The organism is Runella sp. MFBS21 (assembly GCF_029433105.1).
Classification (GTDB): Bacteria; Bacteroidota; Bacteroidia; order Cytophagales; family Spirosomataceae; genus Runella.
The window spans coordinates 53134-75212 of the sequence record NZ_JARNTW010000019.1; the positions used below are offsets into that span (position 1 = coordinate 53134).

Consider the following 22079-nt stretch of genomic DNA (forward strand, 5'->3'; position numbering starts at 1 on the left):
CTACCACTTCCAATACTATAAGGTTGATTTATTTACTTTAAATTTTTCAATAATGCGTCTAAAGACACCATATCACCTATAAGTACTTCGCGCGCTTTACTGCCTTCAAATGCCCCTACTACCCCAGCTGCTTCTAGCTGATCCATGATACGGCCGGCTCGATTGTAACCAAGTTTGAGTTTTCGTTGGATAAGCGATGTACTTCCTTGCTGACTAATCACTATCACCCGCGCGGCTTCATCAAACATGGGGTCGCGGTCGGCCAAATCTACGCTTTCACGCTCATTGTCATCTTCATCTCCACTAAACTCAGGCAAGTGATAAGCAGAAGGATAGCCACGTTGATTTCCAATAAAATCACAGACTTCGTCGATTTCGTCGGTATCGGCAAAAGCACATTGCAGACGAATCATATCCGACCCCATCGAAAGCAGCATATCTCCCATACCTACAAGCTGCTCCGCACCTCCCGTATCTAGGATAGTACGCGAGTCGATTTTGGATGTAACCCTGAATGACAATCGCGCCGGAAAGTTTGCTTTAATCAAACCGGTGATGACATTGACCGAAGGGCGCTGCGTAGCCACCACTAAGTGAATCCCAATCGCTCGTGCCAACTGCGCCAAACGCGCAATAGGCTGCTCTACTTCCTTACCAGCAGTCATCATCAAATCGGCCAACTCATCTATTACCAACACAATATAAGGCAAAAAGCGGTGTCCGCGTTCAGGATTCAACTGTCGCTGAATAAACTTAGCGTTGTATTCTTTGATATTTCTTACGCCTCCGTCTTTGAGCAAATCGTAGCGATTGTCCATCTCAATACAAAGTGAATTGAGGGTGTAAACCACTTTTTTGGTATCGGTAATAATCGCCTCTTCACTGTTGGGAAGCTTGGCCAAGAAGTGTCGTTCTATTTTGTTGAACAAAGTCAACTCCACCTTTTTGGGGTCTACCAACACAAATTTGAGCAGAGCGGGGTGTTTTTTATAAATCAAAGAAGCCAACAACACATTCAATCCCACCGACTTCCCTTGTCCTGTAGCTCCGGCCATAAGTAAGTGAGGCATCTTGGCTAAATCAGTAATAAACAATTCGTTGGAAATTGTTTTTCCTAAAGCAATCGGCAGCTCAAAGGTACTATCTTGGAATTTTTTACTTGCCAAAACCGACCGAATCGAAACCATCTCGCGGTTTTTGTTGGGTAGCTCTATTCCGATGGTTCCCTTACCCGGCATAGGCGCAATAATCCGAATACCCAAAGCGGCCAAATTAAGCGCAATATCATCTTCTAATCCCTTGATTTTGGAAATACGTACCCCTACATCTGGTACAATTTCATACAACGTAACCGTGGGGCCAATCGTAGCTTTGATACTTGCAATCCCGATTCCGAAATGCCCCAAAGTTTCGACGATTCTATCTTTGTTGGATTCCAGCTCTTCGGCGGTTACTTTAGAATTACTTTCGCCTCGATTGTGCAACAAATCAATAGTAGGATATTGATAATTGCCCAACTCAAGGGTAGGGTCATAAGGCCCATGAAGCGCCAATAGCTCGTTGGCAGCTTGCTCGGCATCCACAAACGGAACTACCGGGATTTTGGTCGTTGTTCCTGAAATAGGGGGAATATTTATTTCTTCTTCGGCAGAGGCTTTTATTTCTTCGGCATTTTCTACAATCAGCGTCAAATTGGGTGCTTGCGGCTTCGGAGCAGGCTTTACACTAGTATTGCTATTCAATTCCACCGTTTTGGCATTATTTTCTTCTGCCTCAAGTGCTTTTTCTTTTACCGAATTTTCAACGGATGTTTTTACTTTAGAAGAAGGTTCTTCGGTAGTTTCTTGTTTGTCTTCTTCCAATACCACCTCTATATCTGGTGGAGCCACTTTCCTTTTAATAGGATTATTGAAATACTGGCCCAATTCTTCTAAAGAATCAACCCCATGAACATACACCAAAATCACCGCTAGGAGTCCAATCACCACAAAAATCCCTCCCCAACCAATGTAATGGTCAAACATAAGATTGATTTCATAGCCGATTCCCCCGCACAAATAGCTGAGGGAACGAGCCAAATCAGCTTGTACTACAAAAAAGCCAAAAAACATCCCCAGCCAAGCGATGTAAACTAGTGTGATTTGAGTAGTACGTTTTAGTGGCAATATTTCGTAATTGAGAGCAATCTTCCACCCAATCAGAAAAAGTAAAAAAGGAAATCCAAGGGCCGCAATGCCAAACCATCGAAAAATGAAATAATGGGAAAGCACTAATCCAAAAAAGCCCATGATGTTTTGGGTTTCGCGGACTGGGACTCTGAGTTTAGTAGTAAAAGCCGAATCTACTACGCTTTGGTCAGCAGCCCCCGTAAACAAATACCATATAAAAGCCCCCATCATATAAAGAGACAACATTACTAATACCCATCCCCACATTTTGCGATTACGCGGATCAGAGGAGAATCCACCGAGAGGATTTTTTTCCGGTCTGGAATCGGAGGTATTGCTAGTCGCATTGGTATTTTTACGCTCGCGCTTGGAAGAGGGCGTTGACGGAATAACATTTCTAGCCATCGTTTAATCGTTATCGGTTGTTAATAGGCTGAGGAAAAGGCATTTTACTCATGAGCGTTTCATGGATAAAACACATAAGATTACTTTCTTCTTTTTCACAAAAGAGAAAGATACTTAAATATAGGATGTGCGAATGCACTTTTATGGGGTAAAAATGAAGCGCTATACTAAAGTTTTGCAAATCCGCTTTGCCAATGCTGGGCCTTCATATATAAAACCTGTATATATCTGAACCAAACTAGCACCGGCTTCAAGTTTTTCGCGAGCTTCTTGGGGGGAAGAAATGCCACCCACCCCAATCACAGGAAAAGCTCGACCAGACTTTTTGCAAATATAACGAATAACTTCCGTTGAACGATGCGTAAGTGGAGCTCCACTTAATCCACCCGCCCCAATTTTTTTCACATAATCGCCGTCAGTCTGTAAGCCGTCGCGGCTAATTGTGGTATTTGTCGCAATTACGCCTGCGATTTGGGTGGTAGTCACAATCTCAATAATATCGTCTAATTGGCTATTGGTGAGGTCGGGGGCAATCTTCAATAAAATAGGCTTGGGAGTAGCCGCCCCCATTTTCGCGGCCCATGCTTCGGCTCGTAGTTTGAGTGCCGCCAAAATTTTCATTAGTGGCTCTTTTTCCTGCAAGTCGCGTAAGCCAGGCGTATTGGGCGAACTTACATTGACTACAAAATAATCTACCTCTTCATACAAAGCATCCAAGCTTTTGAGGTAATCGTCAAGGGCATTTTCGTTGGGAGTTAGTTTGTTTTTTCCAATATTCCCTCCAATCAAAATATTGGTTTTGCGTTTGCGTAGGCGTTCTGCTGCAGCGGCAGCGCCTTTATTATTAAAGCCCATGCGATTGATAATCGCTCGGTCGGGTTTGAGGCGAAACAAGCGAGGCTTTTCGTTTCCGTCTTGAGGCAGAGGAGTGACCGTTCCGATTTCCACAAATCCAAAACCCAAAGCCGCCAATTCATCCACCAACTCGGCATTTTTATCAAAACCCGCTGCTAAGCCTACCGGGTTTTTAAATTTTAAGCCAAACACTTCCCGTTCTAAAGAGGGATGTTCATAGTTAAAAAGTTGTTGAGCTAAAAACGAAACGCCAGGAATCCTGAACAAAAACTTGAGGGTTCCGCATATGAAATGATGCACCTGCTCGGCATCAAAACGGAACAAAATCGGGAGGATGAGCCACTTATACATGGCCACAAAAGTAACAATAAAATGCCCTCTTAAAAAATTTGTTGACGATATGGAATATTGAATCTTATGCCAAAAGTAGCAGAAGTGGTATTCATATTTAAAGGTTCATAAGTACTTTCTTGGCGACGCACAAAGAAACGACCGTCAATAAATAGGTTGTGTTTGAGCATATACGACATCCGTAAATCGGCAAAGGTAGTTTCGACAGGGGTACCTTGCCCGATAAAATTACCGGTATCTCGTGGGCGATTATCTTCATAACTTCTCCAAATATTAGCTCCCCAATTGCGCCCATCGACGTCAAGCCCTTTTTTAGCTTTCACCAATGTCCCATAGACCGTCAGGCGCCGAGTAGGCTGATAGCGCGCAATACCTACCACCTCCCAAAAGTTGGCCGCCAAAGGATGCGCCAAAGGAAGATCAAAATGTACATAGTTGTTGAAGCCTGACTTGTGAGAATAAGTATAAGGGCGTGCGAGGTTGAGTTCGGTTTGTAAGTCTAAGTTTTTGACACCAAAGGCATCCACGTATTTGAGTCCCGCCTGAAACCCAAATTTTTTACCCCACGACCCTTTTTTGCCAAAGTATTCGGAAGTTTTGAATTCATCCAACATAAATTGGCTATAAAACCCAAAGCGTTTGAGAAAATTCCAGCGGACATCAAAGCCTAGCATGGCATTGTCGGCACTGCCTAGATAGGTTTCGAGATAGCGGTAAAAAATAATAGGATTGAGATAGTTTAGGTCAAATCCACCATTTTCACGACCAAATATTTCTGCCTCAAAAATCCCTAAACTAAAGTTTTTGCCTAGGTTCATGCTTAAATGATGGATAGCGGCATACTTTTTATTGATGGGCTCATCGGGCGAACGACCAGGCTGATTGTAGAGCATATTCGCCCACAAATTGGTATATTGAAAACGCCCTAACTGCGTAGTCATTTTCAAAAATAAGTAAGGCGAACTCCAATCCGACAATAGCATAGAGCGGAATCCACTCCCTATAAAATTTCTATCGTGTCCAAATTGGATATTGATTTGTTTGATGGGATTAAACGTAATATACCCACGTGCCGAAATAAAATCGACCCCATAAGTTCGTACACTTTTAACGAGACTTTCGCCAGGTACGACATAGAGTGGATAATTAAGGTATATCTCACGTACGTTGAGAGTATAGTCGCGCACATACTTCCCAAACATCCCCTGTGTATCAGTCACATAAGTATAAAACCCCAATTTCTTACCAATCAATCCTCTTAATTCGACGCCACGGGCTGTGAGCCATAAATAATCTTTGGAACTATTTTCAGTGCCCAAAATAAGGTGTGTTACTGGGCTAAGATGAAGGTCAAAGTTTTTGTTTTGGACATAATAAAAATCCGATGGTTTTTGATAAAAACGTTTCAGTAATCGCTTCTGACTCATCGGCGTTCGGTCGGCTGACCACTCCCAACTATCTTGACGGAGGTATTCGATGTTGAAAAAGTCGGTATCATTGAGTGGCATCGTGCGGTCGGCCATGATACTATCCAACAAACCAATGATTGCTTTACGCTCAAATGGTTTTACGCCAATGTGAAAATCTTCGCTAAGCTTTCCGCGACGAATTTCCAAACGATCTATTAAGTGATAATAATCATCATTGAGTGGGGCATATTGCGACTGTCCTACCGCACTTTGCAGCACCACAAAACAATATATAAGGGTAACGTAAAGTCTAAATTGCATAGTATTTATATATGACTTGAGCAAATTAAGCTAATTTTGTCAATCAAAATGGTTTATGGTAATACCGTTTGGTCTGGCAAAATTGTCAACACTCTAATAAAATAGATTATTCTCTTGAGTAAGTCTTCCAACACAGTTTATTTTCCTAACCTCAATGGCGTGCGTTTTATTGCGGCCTTCTCGGTTTTGATTCATCACATTGAGCAAGTAAAAGAGGTGTTCAAAATTCCGCATTTTTATGATAACCACCTCATAAAAAGTATGGGAAAATTAGGGGTGGATTTATTTTTCGTTTTAAGTGGGTTTTTGATTACCTATCTTTTACTTCACGAAAAGGGGCGGTTTGGGAAGATTAACACCCGCGATTTTTATATCAGGCGCATCCTCAGAATATGGCCGCTGTACTTCCTAATCGTATTGCTTGCCTTTTTTGTGTTTCCTCATATTCCCTTTTTTGTACCACCAAACAACGAGATTTCGTTTATGTCCGAAAACTTCTATCGGCGACTATCACTTTTCTTGTTGGTACTACCCAATATTGGTTTTATTCTCTACAATTCACCCTATCTAGCCGCTCAAACCTGGTCTATCGGCGTCGAAGAGCAGTTTTATTACCTTTGGCCGTGGATTATCAAAAACTTCAGCTGGAAGCGACTCATCATCACAGTTACCATTTTTTGCCTCGGCACTTTCTTTGTTTTTTATGTTTATTATGAGTGGATAGGTAACACCTACTATGCAAACAACGTGCCTGAAATTGTGCGTTTCTTTTTTAGTCAGTTTCGTATCATTACGCTTATGACAGGAGGCGCGTGTGCGATGCTGGTTTATTACGATAAAAAGAAAGTATTAAACATCCTCTTCCGCAAAGATGTGCAGATGGTAGTCTATGCTGTGCTAGTGATTTGTTTGGCAACTGGCTTTCATATCAACCACATCAACCTAGAGTTTTATGGCTTATTTTTTGGATTTTTTATCCTGAATGTCTCCAGCAACCCACGCTCTATTGTCAATCTTGAATACCCGTGGATTTCGTATTTGGGTAAAATTTCGTACGGGGTTTATATCTATCAAACCGCCTTTATTGTATTTGGTGTGCATTTGATTCAGTGGGTATTTGGCAAAGATTTGTCCACTTGGAGTTTCAATCTGCTGCTTTATCCGTTGGCTACCGGGCTTACTATTTTGGTAGCGGGGCTTTCTTATCGGTATTTTGAAAAACCATTTCTTGACTTCAAAAATCGTTTTAGTCGCCATTCAACGGGTCGATGATAAACGTACCAACTCAGCCATCGTATAGGTTTTAAGCCCCAACTTACGGCTCTCGGCCAGTATATATTCTAATTTTTTGACATCAAAACCATAAGGCTCATCTGAAGCGTCAAACAAAGGGCGATGCCCCATCAACATGAGTACGGTATTGGTATTTTTGGCCCGAATCAGGCCATCACGTAGCTGTGCGTCGGTGATATGAGTCAATTGGTCAATCAAGAGCGAATGCACCGTAGGGTCGGGTTGGTCAAAATGATAGTAAATTTCATCCATTGCAAACACACTCCTTTTGAGCGTAAAATAAGGAAGCACGCGCTCTGTCATGGATACATCCCGTAGAAGTATGAAATAATCACGCAGCAACCGCTGATCGGTAAACCAAGTTTGCTGCCCGCCCACGTGTGCAAAAGTGACGGGTCGAAATCCCGCTTTTTGCATCGAAACTACCTCTGCCTCTACTTCATTTTTAAAAAAAGCATCCAACGAGCCGCTCCCTCGCCAATAATCCAACACTCGGATATGCGCTGCTCCGTGCGCTCCTATCTCGTGCCCGTCGCTTTCCAGCTCATGAAGCCACTGAATTTCTTGGGGCGACAAGCTATCAAACTGAGTCACATAAAAGGTAACATGAGCGTCGTATTTTTTGAGCAAGGGCCGTAGCTGCATCCATTCTTTGAGGTAGCGGTCGTCTAACGAAAATGCAATTCCAGCAGGATGCTTCTCTCCTTTTTTTTGGCAACCTATTGTTCCCAAAAACCCAATTAACAGTAAAAGGATAATGTTTTTGTTTTTCAAAGAATGAGTTCGTATTATCGTTGCTACAAATGTAACGTCCTAAACGCAAACTACCCACTTTCTTATGTTTGTCCTTACTCAACAAGCTTCTATTGCTAATCATTTTTTGGCCGAACTCCGCGACGTCAACATCCAACAAGACAGAATGCGGTTTCGTCGTAATTTAGAAAGAGTGGGAGAACTATTGGCGTACGAAATCTCCAAATCTTTGCCTTATCGCCCGGCAAGTGTCACCACACCCCTCGGAAAATCAGACACACGCCTCTTGCGTCAACCTCCCGTATTGGCTACTATTCTGAGAGCGAGCTTGCCTTTTCACCAAGGTTTCTTACATTTTTTTGACCATGCGGATAGCGCTTTCATCGGCGCTTATCGAGGACACCATATTGGAGATGACGATTTTGAGGTTGAAATGGACTACATTACCGCCCCCGACCTCCACGAACGAACCTTGATTTTGATGGACCCCATGCTTGCCACAGGTCGTTCAATTGAGAAAGTTTATCATGCTTTGTTACGATTTGGCATTCCGGCCCAAACCCACATCGCTGCCGTTATTGCAAGTCCTGAAGGTGTAGGTTATCTCCAAAAACGTATGCCCGAATGTCGCTTATGGATAGGAGCAGTAGACGAAAAGCTCGACCCACACTACTATATTGTCCCTGGACTGGGCGACGCCGGTGACTTATCGTTTGGAGCTAAGTTGTAGAAATGCCCAACCAACCTTCTAATGAAAGCACTGTTACCACTGCTATGTTGTATGATAGGGCTTTGGCCTTTGGTATATGCCCAACAGCAGTGGTACTTTGACAACTATACCCAACGTGATGGCCTCGCCTCTGATATTACCCTCCATGCCCTCAAAGACAAACGGGGTTTTGTGTGGTTTGCTACCCGTCATGGCCTGAGCCGCTATGATGGGCTTCATTTTAAGAACTACCCATACAATCCTAGCGATACCAACGGCATCCGAGGGCGTAGGCTTTACAATATCGTAGCCGACCCGCAAGGGCGTATTTGGATTAGCATGGAAACAGGCGTGTGCTATTATGATGAAGCCCACGACAATTTTCACTATGTTTATTTCAAAGAAACAAATGGCCGTTGGGTATTCATGCCTATCTTGGCCGAAGGTCATAATATCTGGATTGCAGCCAATGGGCTAGGCTTGGTCAGATACGACCAACGCACTAAAAAAATATATCCTACGCCGCTTACCGAACGGAAAACCAATTTTTTTATCACTCTCTACAAAAGCCGAGCAGGTGAAATATGGGCAGGCACGATTCACAGTGGCTTGTTTAGGTATTTTCCCAAAAACAATCATTATGAAGAATACGCCCACCAAGACCCTACCATAGAATACACCGAAAAAAACCACATCAACTCCATCACCGAAGACAAACACGGTAATCTGTGGCTTGGAAGCGAAGGTGGTGGTCTACAATATTTAGATTTAAAAAGCCGCACCTTTCAGCTCTTTTACCCAGACCAGAAGAATCTCAAAAAACCCTTTGCCGTCATCAAGCACACGGCTTTTTTACCTTCTCTCACGGGCGACTCTGTACTATGGTGTGGTACGTTTGGGCGGGGAATGTACACCTTCCATCTCCGTACCCGTACTTTTTCCCAAGCCCTTCGCAATCCTCCGCTCGAAAAAGGTCTGGTCAGTCCTTTTGTCAATTATTTCTTTTTAGACAATCAAGGTATTCTCTGGATAATGACCCACCTTGGTGTCAGCAAAGCACTTTTTGGCGCTCATCAAATCCACTCGCTCAAGCTGCCTTTTTTGCAAGAGTTAGGAAACCCTTATTCCGACAACAGTATTTTTGAAATCAAGCCCGATGTGCGCGATTCCTCGATTTTGTGGATGGCTTCTTGGGGTGGCGGGGTGCTCAAATATGACTTTCAAAACCAAAAACTACTAGCTTCTTATCTCAACCAAAGCCCCGATGTTCACCATTGGAATGTTCGTTCGGTATGTTTTGACAAAAAAAAGCGATTATGGGCTGGTACCGAAAATGGATTATTTTATTTTGACATCTCTTCTGATACTTTTCGGGAGTTTAAGCTACCCTCTTTTCCACAACGCGCCGAAAAAGTAATTTATGATATCGTAGCCGATTCCCAAAACAACCTGTGGGTAGCTTCTAGCAGTGGATTGCTACGCATTGATGCCACTACGCAGCAAGTCAGACAATTCAGTATGAAAGAAGGCTTGCTTGATTTTGTGGTCAATCGGCTTTTGCTCGACGCCTCGCAAAAACTTTGGGTAGCCACCCGCAAAGGACTGCATCATTTTGACACTCAAACCTACAAAATCGACTACTATCGGCATCCTTCCACGGCCAACAACGACCTCAATGTAGGATTAGGGATGGCATTCGACCACAAAGGACAACTATGGATTGCGGCCCGAGGAGGTCTTTCAGTACTGGATGTAAAACGTAAAAGGTTTAGAAATTTTGGCGAAAAACAAGGATTCAATGCCTCCCAATGCAATGATTTGTACATCGACGATGCCCAAAATGTATGGATAAGCACCCAAGGGGACTTATTTGTGTATGACACTAAGAATCATAGTTTCCGCTCTTTTTCGGTCAAAGACGGCCTTTTTGGGAGTTTTATGTACGACCGCATCAGTGTAGTCAAACCCAACGTTTTTGTCAATTTTATCGGAGCCGTTAGTTATTTCACCCCCCAAAATCTCTTATCTCCTACCGAAGATGCCCCTTTGGCATTTACAAGTTTTAAGGTGATTGACCAAGAAATGCCTTTTGACCGCGACCAAACCGCCACGCGACCTTTCCGTATCAAATACCAACAAAATGTTTTGACCTTCGAATTTTCGACCCTTGATTTTCTCAATCCCGAAAAAGCTCGTTATAGCTATAAACTTGAAGGATTTGACCCGAATTGGTCGGCTCTTTCTCCCAAACACACCGTGACTTATACCAATCTTGACGGGGGAGAATATACTTTTTGGGTACGAACGCTCAACAAAATGGGCCAATGGAATCGTCCGATTGCCTTCAAAATCTTGATAGAACCTCCCTTCTGGAAAACATGGTGGTTTAGAGCGCTTGCGGTTGCGGTATTGTTGGGGGTTTTATACATAGTGTATCGCTCCAAACTCCAACAAGAACGCCAAGAAGCCGCTTTTCGTCAGCAACGTACCGAAGCCGAAACCAAGGCCCTTCGTGCGCAAATGAACCCTCATTTTGTGTTCAATTGCATGAATACCATTGAGTATTATATCCTTAGTAATCAATCACACAAAGCTTCTATTTTTTTACAAAACTTTTCGTTGTTGGTCAGAAATGTGTTAGAAAACTCTCAATTTGATTTGATTTTTCTCTCGCATGAGTTAGAAACCCTTCAGCTCTACTTAGACCTCGAAAAAGAACGCGCTGAAGACAAATTTACCTATCAAATCCAACTCAGTCAATCCCTTCCGCTCACTACTCAAATCCCGCCGCTTTTGCTCCAACCCTTTGTAGAAAATGCCATTTTACACGGTCTCAGGCACAAAACCGACGGCCAAGGGCTGCTTCTCATTAAGCTATGGGCTACGACCGATAGGCTTTGGATACACATCGAAGACAATGGCGTGGGTCGGGAGGCTGCCACCGAAATCAATCGTCAGCAAAGTCGCAAAAAACAATCATTGGGAATGAAAGTAACTGCCGACCGTATCGCAGCCCTACCTTTGGCTACGGGGCAGGCGCCCGCTGCTTTTGAGATTGAAGACCTACCACCGCCGTACGGAACGCGAGTTGTGATAAACTTACCTCTGTATTTAGTCAACGGTAACGAAAATCCGAACGCTCTGCTCTAATTTGCACTGCCAAACACTCCCTTTCCCATGTTGAAAGTCATTTTGATCGACGACGAGCGCATGAGTCTTGAGGTACTAGCTATCAAACTACGTAGCCTAGCACCTCATACCGACATTCTGGCCACCTACCAATCGCCCGAAGAAGCCATCGTGGGGATTCGTCAGCTCAAACCTGACGTGGTTTTTTTGGACATCGAAATGCCCCAAATCGACGGCTTTACGCTTCTCAGGCACCTAGAACCTTATTCTTTTGAAGTGATTTTTACCACGGCTTATCACCAATACGCCATTGAAGCTTTGCGCCTTAGTGCTTTGGATTTTTTGCTAAAACCTATCCGCGAAATCGAACTTAGCGCCGCCCTCCAACGCCTCGAAAAGAAGCGACAAAATCAACAAAATACGCCTTCGGTGTTGCAGTTCAACAAAATCGCCATTCCCTCCCTCAAAGGCATTACTTTTGTGCCTATTGAGGAGATTGTGTGGCTCGAATCAGACAGCAACTATACGGTATTTCATTTGGCACATCCCAACGGTACTCAAGTTCGCAAAATAGTAGCTTCGCGTACACTCAAAGAGTTTGAAAACATACTGACTCCGGTGCAGTTTTTGCGGGTACATCGCTCGGCGCTTATCAATTTACTCCGCATCAAAGAATATACCCGCGGCGAAGGAGGCACGGTATTGATGGACGACGGCTCAGAGGTCGAAATCGCCCGCAGCGAAAAAAAAGGGTTTTTGGAAAGGCTGGGGCTATGAAAGTTGTTTCAAAAATGGTTATGTCGTAGTATCAGGTTAAACGCATTATAATTAACCTCGTCGAAGCGAAATATTTGTAGTAAGCAAACCTACAAGCGCCAATAAGGAAGGAGGCCATATTTCTTTTGCTACAAATTTCACGTTCCTCCGGAACTCGGCACGCAAAAAAATGATTCCTCAATCGCATTGACCCTATTTTTTAATGCGTTTATCTATTGTAGAATGAAAGATGAATTTAAAACCAGTAAATTTCTGAGTCTTATTCTCCGGCATCGCCCTGATTTAGTGGACCTTGAGATGGATAAAAATGGCTGGGTATCAGTAGAGGAATTACTTGCCAAAACTGCTACCAAAGGGCATCCCCTTACTTTTGAAGAATTAAAACACCTTGTACTCACTAACAATAAACAGCGCTTTGCATTTAGTCAGGATTTTCAGAAAATTCGCGCTAATCAAGGGCATTCCATCGAAGTAGATTTGGCGTATGACAAACAATTGCCGCCTTCTTTTTTATATCATGGCACTGCCGAGAAAAACCTTAGTTCTATTCTCAAACAAGGTATTCAGAAGAGAAATCGCCATCATGTCCATTTAAGTGTGGATAAAGCAACCGCCTATAAAGTAGGCATACGACATGGCAAACCTAGTATTCTCAAAATCAACACAAAATTGATGTCGGAGGCTGGTATCGCTTTTTATCTTTCGTCTAACGGCGTATGGCTAACCGATTTTGTGGCACCTGCTTTTATCGAAATAGAAGATAGTGAACAATAATCCTTATGACTTAAATATTCCCGCTATCTTTGTGACCAAATTAACGCTTTAATAGTGAATAGTCATGTAATCGGTTGCTCTTTTATTCTCTTCTAAAAACGCACTTACTATAGTGCGCAGCAATCTTTTTGTGTTTATTTAAAGTGTTTAATCATGGCTATTTCAACCAAATACGGTCGAACGTATCATTACCCTTTTTCACCAGGTACTACAAGCGACGACCGTATTAATCATCACTATTGGGAATCTTTTTCCCAAATACCCGAATTAATTCATACCGAAAAACTGGACGGAGAAAACAATTGCTTGAGCCGCTATGGGGTTTTTGCTCGTTCACATGCTGCCCCCACTACTTCACCTTGGACAAGTACCCTACGTCAACGTTGGCAATTGTTGAAGGATGACCTCGGTCATTTAGAGATATTTGGAGAGAATCTATTTGCTATCCATTCCATTGAATATCAGAAATTAGAATCCCATTTTTATGTCTTTGCAGTGCGCGAGCACGACCAGTGGTTATCGTGGGAAGAAACAGAATTTTATGCTCAATTCTTCGACTTTTCTACAGTACCTGTATTAGAGAAAATATTGATGCCCATCTCCCAAGCTCTGTTTGAGGAAAGTGTATTGCATTGGGCCTTACAGCCGAGCCAATTGGTATCAGTCGATATTCAAACTAACCAACCTTGTACAATGGAGGGAGTTGTGACACGTAACGCGGCACAATATTCAACGGATAATTTTACTCAGAATGTTAACAAATACGTTCGAAAGGGACATGTCAAAACAGACGAACATTGGACTAGAAACTGGAAACGCGCATCTCTGATGTGGGAAAGGAGGAAGGATGTGGAAAATCACTCAAAATAAAGAATGGAGTTTTTTGGAAAGTCAATTTGATTGGGTACGTGACATGGCCTCCACGCCGCAAGACCCTTACCACCATGCAGAAGGCAACGTCGCAATTCATACCCAAATGGTTTTGGCAGAACTAATCAAAAATAAAGACTATCAAAAACTGGATCCTCAATCTCAGGAAATCGTATGGGCAGCAGCCCTAATGCACGACCTCGAAAAACGTTCGACCACTATCATAGAAGCCGATGGACGTATTACTTCTAGAGGACATGCTAAAAAAGGCGAATTAAGTGCCCGGCTATGGCTATATCAAAATACAGATGTACCTTTTGATATTCGTGAACAAATATCAAAACTTGTGAGCTATCATGGGCTTCCGCTTTGGTTTTTTGAAAAAGAGAACTCCCAAAAAGCTATCTTACAAGCAAGTCTAGAAGTCTCAATGTCTCAGTTAGGAATGATAGCAGAAGCCGACAGCCGTGGTAGAATATGTACAGACCAAGCCGAATTACTGTATCATAATGGACTATTCCGTGCCTATTGTGAAGAGCTTGACTGTTGGAATCAACCATTTCAGTTTTCCTCATCTTTGGGGCGTTTCCTATATTTTCGCAAAGAAGAGCAATCTCCTGACTATGAACCTTTTGATAACACAACATGTGAGGTAATATTATTATCAGGATTGCCTGGTTCAGGTAAAGATACTTACATTCAAAAGTTCTTAAATGGGATTGCGGTAGTTAGCTTAGATGATATTCGTCGCCGTCTTAACATCTCTCCTACTGATTCGAAAGGTAATGGTAGAGTGATTCAGGAAGCTAAAGAAGAAGTAAAAACGTATCTGCGAAAGAAGCAACCTTTTGTATTTAATGCGACAAACATTAGTCGCTCAATTCGAGAGTTATGGATTGACTTGTTTGTAACTTATGGTGCCAAAACCCGAATTGTATATTTAGAAGTTCCTTATAGGCAATGGCTTTCACAGAATAAAAACCGTACTTATCCTGTACCAGAAACTGTGCTATTTCGGCTTTTAAACAAGTGGGAAGTACCAGCATCTTGGGAGGCACACACCGTAGAGTATATAGTATCCTAAAACCTAGAAAGCATAAAGAACCTGACAGAGTGTTGTACTGTTATTTAATTTATGCTTTCTTATTGGCTTTTCTTTTTACTTACAATAGTACCTCAAAAGTTTAAACTAAATTTGTTTTTGACATTTATACCTGGTTGTATTCCATGAATTCCCCAAAAACTGACACCCCCACTACTGTACGCGAAGGCGAACAACTCAACGTGGCTAATTTGAATGCTTATTTTGCTAACCAACTACCTGATTTTGGAGATATTACGGAGGTAAGTCAATTTCCCGGGGGATATTCTAACTTGACGTATTTTCTCAAAACTACCCACCAAAAAGAGTATGTTTTGCGGCGGCCTCCATTCGGAGCCAAACATATCAAAGGTGGACATGACATGGGCAGAGAATTTAGGGTGTTGTCGATGCTACAAAGGGCAGGCTATCCCAAAATCCCTCAGCCTATCATCTACTGTGAAGACGAAAGTGTACTTGATTGTCCTTTTTATGTGATGCAGCGCGTCCAAGGGGTGATTTTGCGGGCACACACTGCCCCCAAAATGGGGATTGAACCTCCTACGATGCGAAAAATAGCAGAAGCTTTGGTAGATAATCTCGCTCTTTTGCACAGTATCGACATTCGCACTACGGGGCTGATTGAGCTGGGCAAACCCGAAGGATACATCCAACGGCAAGTAGACGGCTGGTACAAAAGATATAAAAATGCCCAAACCGACGAAGTGCCTTTATTTGAACAAGTTCATGAGTGGTTGGTAAAAAACCTACCCCTCGAAAATCCGCCAAGCCTCATTCACAACGACTATAAGTACGATAACCTAGTCCTCAATTCGACCGACCTTACCGACATCGTAGCGGTACTAGATTGGGAAATGACCACCGTTGGTGATCCACTTATGGATGTGGGTACTTCGCTTTCGTATTGGTCTGAACCAAGCGATGGCGCGTTTGAAAAAAGTTTCAATCTTACGTGGCTTCCCGGCAATCTTACCCGCCAAGAATTTGCAGACCGCTATGCCCAAAAAAGTGGCCGTGATGTAGCCAACATTTTATATTACTACGTTTTTGGGTTGTTTAAAAACACCGTAGTCATCCAACAAATATACGCGCGTTGGAAGCAGGGTTTTAGCAAAGATAAGCGGTTTGGGGGACTTATCTTGGGGGTACATTCTCTGAGCAGTACCGCCGCCAAAGCTTTAGAAAAAGGCAAAATTTAAGGTTAAAAATCAAGAGAAGGCACGCCTGATAAAGCCCGCTAAAAAACCGCCAACCAACACCGGAAAAAACTGAAGCAAAGCCGTAAACTTGGTGGCATCGGCGTCGAAGGGAGTCATCCAATGCGCTGCTTCAATCACAAAATACCATCCAATAATCAAAACTACCTGTAAGAGTGCCAAAATCCAGCCCTTGCGCGGCTGTAGCCAACCTATCAAAAGACCTACTATCAATCCTACTAAAAAAGGCAAATGAATAGTGGGGCCATAAAAACAAGCCGCTGCCACTATCACACTCAAAACAACAGTAAGCAGTAAGTCGCGCACAAATTTTTGATTCCAGATAGAGTCCATGCGATGAGGGGGATTGATGTATGCCCGCAAAGATACACGCCAAAATCTACAACGAGGAGGTCTTGTTTATTTTACTTCCTCCAAAATAGAACTACTTAAGCGAAGAAGCTCTATTTCGGTTACTTTTACGTTGAATGCCGCTTCAATCAGACGTGATTCGGTAGCTACGGCGTTGCGCTGAGCTTCTCTGAATTCGAGCGGGGTGGAGTTTCCAAACTTAAATCTTTCGAAAGCTAAATCTACGTTTTGGCGGGCGATGGTAAGGTTTTTCTCTTCAAACTCAAAGAGTTGGAGACTATTCCGATACGTATTATAAGTCCGCTCCAACATCGACAAAAGCTGCAACTGCGCATCAGACTGTTGGTATTCGGCAATGTAAGTATTGACTTTGGCATTTTGCTCACGGCGGCGTTGATTGAGTCCGTCATAAATCGGAATCACCAACCGCGCCCCATAATTGAGCGAGCCATTTTTGCTGCTTTTCACCCCAAAACCCACTTCGTTGTTGAGGGTATTGTAGGTATAGCCTCCCAACAAATCCACTTGTGGCAACCGTGTGGCGCGGGTTTCACGCTCTACGATAGAGGCGATTTTACGGTTTTGGTCAGCTGCGATAAGATTAGGATTCTTGATTTTTAGGTTTTCTTGTAGCTGTGCTATTTGTAAATCTTTTCTGAAAATAATGGTATCAGGTACGTTGAAATCAATCTCAAAATCGCGTAGCATCAGGGCATTGAGATTGATTTTGCTATTTTTTAACACTTGTTCTTGCGCCACCAAAGCCGCCTGGTCGCCATTATAATCCACTTGAGCAGCCAAATACTCCGACTTGGAAGTAGTACCTACTTCATAGTTGGCCTTGGCCAATTCTCGTCTTGTGTTTGAAATATCAAGGGCATCTTTGAGGGATTCGAGGCGTTGTTTTTGGCGAATTACATCATAATAAGCCGCCGCTATTTGCGCCACGGTATTTTCGATATTGATTTTGACGTTGGTTTTACCCAAATTTTCAATTTCACGCAATCGGTCGGCGGTGGCAAACATTCCCATACCATCAAATACCGTCCATACTAGGTTGACACCCGAACTCGAATTTCGGTTTTGCACCCCTGTTTGCACCAATGGGTCGCGAGTGGTAGTACCAATCGGGAAAAAAGTCTGATTGACACTGTTGGTGGTGAAGTTGGCTTGGGTGGAGGCCGATACTACTGGCAGCATACCTGCATTTCCACGCGTATTGTCATTGTGGGCAATCGCCTCACGGCTACGGGCTATTTTGATGGAATAGTTTTTTTCGAGCGCTGCCGAAATCGCATTTTCGAGGGTGAGTAAATCTTGAGAAAAAGAGATAAAAGGCTGTAAAACAACAACAAACAACAGAATAAATGGGCGCATGGTCAGTAGAAAATCTGAATCAATTACAACTCTAGTTTTCAAAAATAGCGTATTAAAATGTAGATTTAGCGAGTATTTAATTCCGACACGATGAAAAACTACTTTTACGCGCTATTCGCCGCCTTTTTAGCGTCATGTTCAGGCCAAAATAAGGCAGATTTTATAGTTTTTAATGCCACGATTTACACCGTCGATTCCACGTTTTCGAAGGCTACCGCACTAGCCGTCAAAGACGGAAAATTTGCCCTTGTGGGGGATTCAGCTACGGTTTTTAGCCAATATACCGTCGATTCGGTCATCAATGCCGAAGGCAAAGCCCTCTATCCGGGATTGTACGATGCCCACGCGCATTTTTATGGGTTAGGCCAAATGCTCGACCAAGCCGATTTGGTAGATACCCAATCGGCCGAAGAAGTAGTAGAACGGCTCAAAAAATACCAAGCCGCTCATCCCGACCGCGTTTGGATTATCGGGCGAGGCTGGGACCAAAACGACTGGGCGGTAAAAAAATTCCCAACTAAAGAAATTCTCGATAAAGCTTTTCCCAACAATCCTGTCTATCTGACCCGTATCGACGGTCATGCAGCTTGGGTCAATTCTAAAGCTTTGCAATTGGGCAAAATCACCGCCGCTACCAAAGTAGAAGGTGGGGCGATTCCCCTCCACAACGGCCAACCTACGGGGATTTTGGTGGACAATGCGATGCGTCTTGCCCGCACCGCCAATCCTCAACCTACTCCCGAAGAAACCAAAAATATTTTGCTAAAAGCCCAAGAAGTCTGTTTTTCGTATGGTCTTACCAACGTGGGAGATGCGGGTCTATCGCCCGAACTCATCGACATCATCGACGATTTGCAGAAAAAAGGCCAACTCAAGATTCGACTTTATCCGATGGTGAGTATCAGCCAAGAAAATGTGGATAAGATGTTGAAAAAAGGTGTTTACGTCACCGACCGCCTCAATGTCCGTTCTTTCAAAATCTACGCTGATGGAGCGCTTGGCTCACGGGGAGCGTGTTTGCTCCAACCTTACGCCGACGCCCCCGAAACGACGGGATTTTTGTTGATGAGTCCTTCCGAACTAGAAAATTACATCAAGCAAATTGCCAATAGTGATTTTCAGGCTAATACCCACTGCATCGGCGACTCTGCCAACCGCCTGATGCTCAATCTATATACCAAATACCTCAAAGGCAAAAACGACCGCCGTTGGCGCATCGAACACGCCCAAATCGTAGATGCTGCCGATGTTCCTACTTTTGGTAACTTCAATATACTGCCATCGGTACAGCCTACTCATGCTACTTCCGATATGTATTGGGCAGGAGAAAGGCTGGGCAAAGCACGCGAAAAAAATGGGTACGCTTTTCAGGCACTTTTTCAACAAAATGGAAAAATCACCTTTGGAACCGATTTTCCGGTAGAGGCAGTCTCGCCTTTTTATACGTTTCACTCGGCAGTGTATCGGCAAGATGCGAAGGGATTCCCAAGCGGCGGCTACCAAATGGAAGGTGCCCTCAGCCGCGAACAAACCCTGCGTGGAATGACGATTTGGGCCGCCTATGGCAACTTTGAAGAAAATAAGCTTGGCAGCATCGAAGTGGGCAAAGCCGCCGATTTTATCATCTTAGAAAAAGACCTTATGACTGCCCCCGCCGCCCAACTTCGCGACATCAAGGTTTGGAAAACATTTGTAGGGGGCGAAAAAGTATTTGAGCAGAAATAGGTTTAAAGGTCGCTACTTAATAGGGGTACGAGTAGGTTAAATAGCCTAAAATTAGCCTCAGAGAGGCTCAATATTTGTAGTAGGAGAGTATTAATGTCACCCTCCAAGCTCCATAGGAGCGTAATATTACGTTCCTACAGAATACAACACACCCCCTTTCGTTCTTTTCTCTTCCGTTTACTACTTTTAACTTATGTATTGTATGATTTTCAAATTGACATATTTACTTAAGTACTTAAGCAGAAGTAACAAAAATTATATTGCTGATATACTCTAAGCCTCCTGAAACCCCATATCGTGGTAGCGAACCGTCTTTAGATGGGGTCAAGACATAATAAGTACGTTTTAAGAGCTTTAGCCCTGATTTTTCATATAAGTGTTGAAAATCAGGGCTAAAGCCATGTGATTTTCACATATTTTTAGCCCCAGCCTAAAGGCTTGGGGTTAAAATACAAAACCGTATCTAATCTATTTTTGCATGACTACTTAATATGTATTTTTGCATAAAATCGTATCTACCGTGACTTTTCGTAAACGCGTTTATAGCACGCTTGAATTTTCGTCTATTGGGCGACGTGGCCTAAGTCTGTATATCAATGTGGGGTTAGTGACAGTGATTGTACTGAACTCCCTTGCTATCATCCTACATACCGTACCCGAACTTGCCCAACATCCTCTTTACAACTCTCTTTTTCAAGACTTTGAGATTTTTTCCGTTTTTATTTTTACTATCGAGTACTTTCTTCGGATTTGGTCTTGTCCCGAAAACCCCCGCTATAAAGACGGTTGGCGTGGGCGGCTACGTTATCTTTTTTCATTTTGGGGTATCATTGATTTTTTAGCCATTTTTCCTTTCTACTTTACCCTGTTTTCTTCCGAGTTTGGCATCATTCGGATTTTACGTGTTTTTCGGTTGTTTCGGCTTTTTCGGGTTACGCGCTATGCCCATGCCCTCAAGCTCATTCGGGATGTGATTGTGGAACACAAAGAAGAACTCCTCCTTTGTTTTTCGTTTATCATTTTTACGCTGCTTATTTCATCAAGCGTGATGTATTATCTAGAACACAGCGTTCAGCCCGAACGATTCAAGAGCATTCCGGCTACGCTTTGGTGGGGTGTGATTACGATGACTACTACCGGCTACGGCGACATGTATCCGGTGACGGCGGCGGGCAAATTTTTTGGAGGCATAGTATTAATAGCCGGAATTGCCTTATTTGCATTGCCAACGGGTATCATCGCCTCGGGCTTTATTGAGCAGATTCGCCGCCCCAAGCGAAAAAAAGGCATTCGCTGCCCACATTGTAATGAATGGATAGATGCCCAAACGCTAAAACACATTCACAAATCTGAAAAAGAAGATTGATGCGTATCGGATTCGACGCCAAGAGAGCTTTCAACAACCGTACAGGATTGGGCAATTACAGCCGTTTTGTGCTCAATGCCCTCCAAACCTTTGCCCCACAGCACGAGTGCTTGGCTTATACGCCCAAAATCAAAGCAGGCTTTTTTGATGATTTTCCAACAAAAGACCTTCACCTGCCTCCTTCCCAAAACAAACTATATGGTGCTTGGTGGCGAAGCTACGGACTCCCAAAAACCCTTTCTAAAGACCATGTTCAGCTTTTTCATGGCCTAAGCAATGAGCTTCCCTCGGGGTTGGGTAAGGTGGGGATTCGGTCTGTAGTCACGATTCACGACCTGATTTTTTTGCGTTATCCAGAATTGTATCCCGCTATCGACCGTTTTTTTTATCGCCAAAAGTTCAAAAAAGCGTGCGAGCAGTCTGATTCCATTGTGGCCGTCAGTGAGCAAACCAAGCGCGATATTGTGGATTTTTATGGCATCTCCCCCCAAAAAATCCGCGTTATTTATCAAGACTGCCACCAAGCTTTTCAGCGTATTGTTTCGACCCAAGAAGTGCTTCTGAAACATAATATTTCAACCCCTTATGTGCTTTGTGTGGGCACCCTCGAAGCTCGTAAAAATCAATTGCGACTTACCAAGGCATTTGCCCAAGCCAACCTTCAAGAAGCCCAATTGATTTTGGTGGGGGGAAAAACCAAATTTCAAGCCGAAATCGAATCTTTTATCGCCAAAAACCATTTAGAAAATAAGGTCAAGATTCTTAATAACGTACCTTTTTCGGACTTACCTGCCTTGTACCAAGCGGCACGTGTTTTTGCTTATCCTTCTTTTTTTGAGGGTTTTGGTATTCCGATTGTAGAGGCACTGCACAGTGGAGTTCCCACTTTGGGGGCTACAGGTTCATGCCTTGAAGAAGCCGGCGGTCAGGGGGCAATTTATGCTAATCCATTGGACGAAAATGATTTATCCGAAAAATTAGCGCAACTTTGGACCAACGAAACCCTTCGCCAGACGCTCATTGCCAATGGTAAAGCGCACATTCAGCAGTTTGGTGCCCAACGCATCGCCACTCAGCTGACCGCACTTTACGAAAGCTTAACCTGAGAAAGGTATTTTTTTAAAATT

Annotated in this window: 17 protein-coding genes; 11 read left to right on the plus strand and 6 right to left on the minus strand. The window is 43.3% G+C overall.

The annotated features are described in order from the left end of the window. Positions 1-32: 32 nt before the first annotated feature. The 3 genes from P1X15_RS25450 to P1X15_RS25460 all read right to left on the minus strand — a co-directional run bounded on the left by P1X15_RS25450 (position 33) and on the right by P1X15_RS25460 (position 5509). A complete protein-coding gene (locus P1X15_RS25450; RefSeq protein ID WP_277340958.1) occupies positions 33-2573 on the minus strand; it encodes a DNA translocase FtsK in 2541 nt (846 codons plus the stop codon). Between the two features lie 162 nt (positions 2574-2735). Beyond that, positions 2736-3779, minus strand: a complete 1044-nt coding sequence (locus P1X15_RS25455; RefSeq protein WP_277340959.1) for a quinone-dependent dihydroorotate dehydrogenase — start codon at positions 3777-3779, stop codon at positions 2736-2738. Positions 3780-3808: 29 nt separating this feature from the next. Beyond that, positions 3809-5509, minus strand: a complete 1701-nt coding sequence (locus tag P1X15_RS25460; RefSeq protein WP_277340960.1) for a hypothetical protein — start codon at positions 5507-5509, stop codon at positions 3809-3811. Between the two features lie 114 nt (positions 5510-5623). Here P1X15_RS25460 and P1X15_RS25465 point away from each other — a divergent pair, with 114 nt between their 5' ends. After that, positions 5624-6781 carry an acyltransferase gene (locus P1X15_RS25465; RefSeq protein ID WP_277340961.1) on the plus strand — a complete coding sequence of 386 codons (1158 nt, stop codon included), beginning with the start codon at positions 5624-5626 and terminating at the stop codon, positions 6779-6781. Here the strand turns inward: P1X15_RS25465 and P1X15_RS25470 are convergent. Continuing rightward, the gene (locus tag P1X15_RS25470; protein ID WP_277340962.1) at positions 6767-7576 is read right to left on the minus strand and encodes a polysaccharide deacetylase family protein; all 810 of its coding nucleotides are present in this window, start codon (positions 7574-7576) and stop codon (positions 6767-6769) included. The two genes, P1X15_RS25465 and P1X15_RS25470, sit on opposite strands and share 15 nt — an antisense overlap. 64 nt (positions 7577-7640) lie before the next feature. Here P1X15_RS25470 and upp point away from each other — a divergent pair, with 64 nt between their 5' ends. The 7 genes from upp (at position 7641) to P1X15_RS25505 (ending at position 16115) form a co-directional block, all read left to right on the plus strand. After that, the gene (upp, locus tag P1X15_RS25475) at positions 7641-8285 is read left to right on the plus strand and encodes a uracil phosphoribosyltransferase (protein WP_277340963.1); all 645 of its coding nucleotides are present in this window, start codon (positions 7641-7643) and stop codon (positions 8283-8285) included. 21 nt (positions 8286-8306) lie between these two features. After that, a complete protein-coding gene (locus P1X15_RS25480) occupies positions 8307-11414 on the plus strand; it encodes a sensor histidine kinase (RefSeq protein ID WP_277340964.1) in 3108 nt (1035 codons plus the stop codon). Positions 11415-11441: 27 nt separating this feature from the next. Then, positions 11442-12170, plus strand: a complete 729-nt coding sequence (locus P1X15_RS25485) for a LytTR family DNA-binding domain-containing protein (protein WP_277340965.1) — start codon at positions 11442-11444, stop codon at positions 12168-12170. A 222-nt stretch (positions 12171-12392) separates the two neighbouring features. After that, entirely contained in the window at positions 12393-12944 is a 552-nt protein-coding gene (locus P1X15_RS25490; RefSeq protein ID WP_277340966.1) for an RNA 2'-phosphotransferase, read from the plus strand. A 153-nt stretch (positions 12945-13097) separates the two neighbouring features. Further along, positions 13098-13814 carry an RNA ligase family protein gene (locus P1X15_RS25495; protein WP_277340967.1) on the plus strand — a complete coding sequence of 239 codons (717 nt, stop codon included), beginning with the start codon at positions 13098-13100 and terminating at the stop codon, positions 13812-13814. Continuing rightward, complete coding sequence (locus P1X15_RS25500; protein ID WP_277340968.1) at positions 13792-14898, plus strand: AAA family ATPase; 1107 nt, start codon at positions 13792-13794, stop codon at positions 14896-14898. Before P1X15_RS25495 ends, P1X15_RS25500 begins: the two co-directional genes overlap by 23 nt. Before the next feature lie 143 nt (positions 14899-15041). Then, entirely contained in the window at positions 15042-16115 is a 1074-nt protein-coding gene (locus tag P1X15_RS25505) for a phosphotransferase family protein (RefSeq protein WP_277340969.1), read from the plus strand. A 9-nt stretch (positions 16116-16124) separates the two neighbouring features. Here P1X15_RS25505 and P1X15_RS25510 read toward each other — a convergent pair whose 3' ends face one another. Beyond that, positions 16125-16466, minus strand: coding sequence for a hypothetical protein (locus tag P1X15_RS25510; protein ID WP_277340970.1), 342 nt, complete (start codon positions 16464-16466; stop codon positions 16125-16127). 66 nt (positions 16467-16532) lie between these two features. Further along, positions 16533-17861 (minus strand): TolC family protein, encoded by a 1329-nt coding sequence (locus P1X15_RS25515; RefSeq protein WP_277340971.1) that lies wholly within the window; start codon positions 17859-17861, stop codon positions 16533-16535. A gap of 90 nt (positions 17862-17951) precedes the next feature. On the opposite strand from P1X15_RS25515, the gene P1X15_RS25520 reads away from it, so the two are divergent. The 3 genes from P1X15_RS25520 to P1X15_RS25530 all read left to right on the plus strand — a co-directional run bounded on the left by P1X15_RS25520 (position 17952) and on the right by P1X15_RS25530 (position 22058). Continuing rightward, positions 17952-19586 carry an amidohydrolase gene (locus P1X15_RS25520; protein ID WP_277340972.1) on the plus strand — a complete coding sequence of 545 codons (1635 nt, stop codon included), beginning with the start codon at positions 17952-17954 and terminating at the stop codon, positions 19584-19586. 520 nt (positions 19587-20106) lie between these two features. Beyond that, a complete protein-coding gene (locus P1X15_RS25525; protein ID WP_277340973.1) occupies positions 20107-20952 on the plus strand; it encodes an ion transporter in 846 nt (281 codons plus the stop codon). Continuing rightward, positions 20952-22058 carry a glycosyltransferase family 1 protein gene (locus P1X15_RS25530; RefSeq protein ID WP_277340974.1) on the plus strand — a complete coding sequence of 369 codons (1107 nt, stop codon included), beginning with the start codon at positions 20952-20954 and terminating at the stop codon, positions 22056-22058. Before P1X15_RS25525 ends, P1X15_RS25530 begins: the two co-directional genes overlap by 1 nt. Positions 22059-22079 lie beyond the last annotated feature (21 nt).

What these genes read in the sequence shown, in the direction of transcription:
- P1X15_RS25530 (WP_277340974.1), top strand. Translation starts at nt 20,952, where the DNA reads ATGCGTATCGGATTCGACGCCAAGAGAGCTTTCAACAACCGTACAGGA.
- upp (WP_277340963.1), top strand. Translation starts at nt 7,641, where the DNA reads ATGTTTGTCCTTACTCAACAAGCTTCTATTGCTAATCATTTTTTGGCC.
- P1X15_RS25460 (WP_277340960.1), bottom strand. Translation starts at nt 5,509, where the DNA reads ATGCAATTTAGACTTTACGTTACCCTTATATATTGTTTTGTGGTGCTG.
- P1X15_RS25480 (WP_277340964.1), top strand. Translation starts at nt 8,307, where the DNA reads ATGAAAGCACTGTTACCACTGCTATGTTGTATGATAGGGCTTTGGCCT.
- P1X15_RS25520 (WP_277340972.1), top strand. Translation starts at nt 17,952, where the DNA reads ATGAAAAACTACTTTTACGCGCTATTCGCCGCCTTTTTAGCGTCATGT.
- P1X15_RS25515 (WP_277340971.1), bottom strand. Translation starts at nt 17,861, where the DNA reads ATGCGCCCATTTATTCTGTTGTTTGTTGTTGTTTTACAGCCTTTTATC.
- P1X15_RS25510 (WP_277340970.1), bottom strand. Translation starts at nt 16,466, where the DNA reads ATGGACTCTATCTGGAATCAAAAATTTGTGCGCGACTTACTGCTTACT.
- P1X15_RS25455 (WP_277340959.1), bottom strand. Translation starts at nt 3,779, where the DNA reads ATGTATAAGTGGCTCATCCTCCCGATTTTGTTCCGTTTTGATGCCGAG.
- P1X15_RS25505 (WP_277340969.1), top strand. Translation starts at nt 15,042, where the DNA reads ATGAATTCCCCAAAAACTGACACCCCCACTACTGTACGCGAAGGCGAA.
- P1X15_RS25490 (WP_277340966.1), top strand. Translation starts at nt 12,393, where the DNA reads ATGAAAGATGAATTTAAAACCAGTAAATTTCTGAGTCTTATTCTCCGG.
- P1X15_RS25495 (WP_277340967.1), top strand. Translation starts at nt 13,098, where the DNA reads ATGGCTATTTCAACCAAATACGGTCGAACGTATCATTACCCTTTTTCA.
- P1X15_RS25500 (WP_277340968.1), top strand. Translation starts at nt 13,792, where the DNA reads ATGTGGAAAATCACTCAAAATAAAGAATGGAGTTTTTTGGAAAGTCAA.
- P1X15_RS25450 (WP_277340958.1), bottom strand. Translation starts at nt 2,573, where the DNA reads ATGGCTAGAAATGTTATTCCGTCAACGCCCTCTTCCAAGCGCGAGCGT.
- P1X15_RS25485 (WP_277340965.1), top strand. Translation starts at nt 11,442, where the DNA reads ATGTTGAAAGTCATTTTGATCGACGACGAGCGCATGAGTCTTGAGGTA.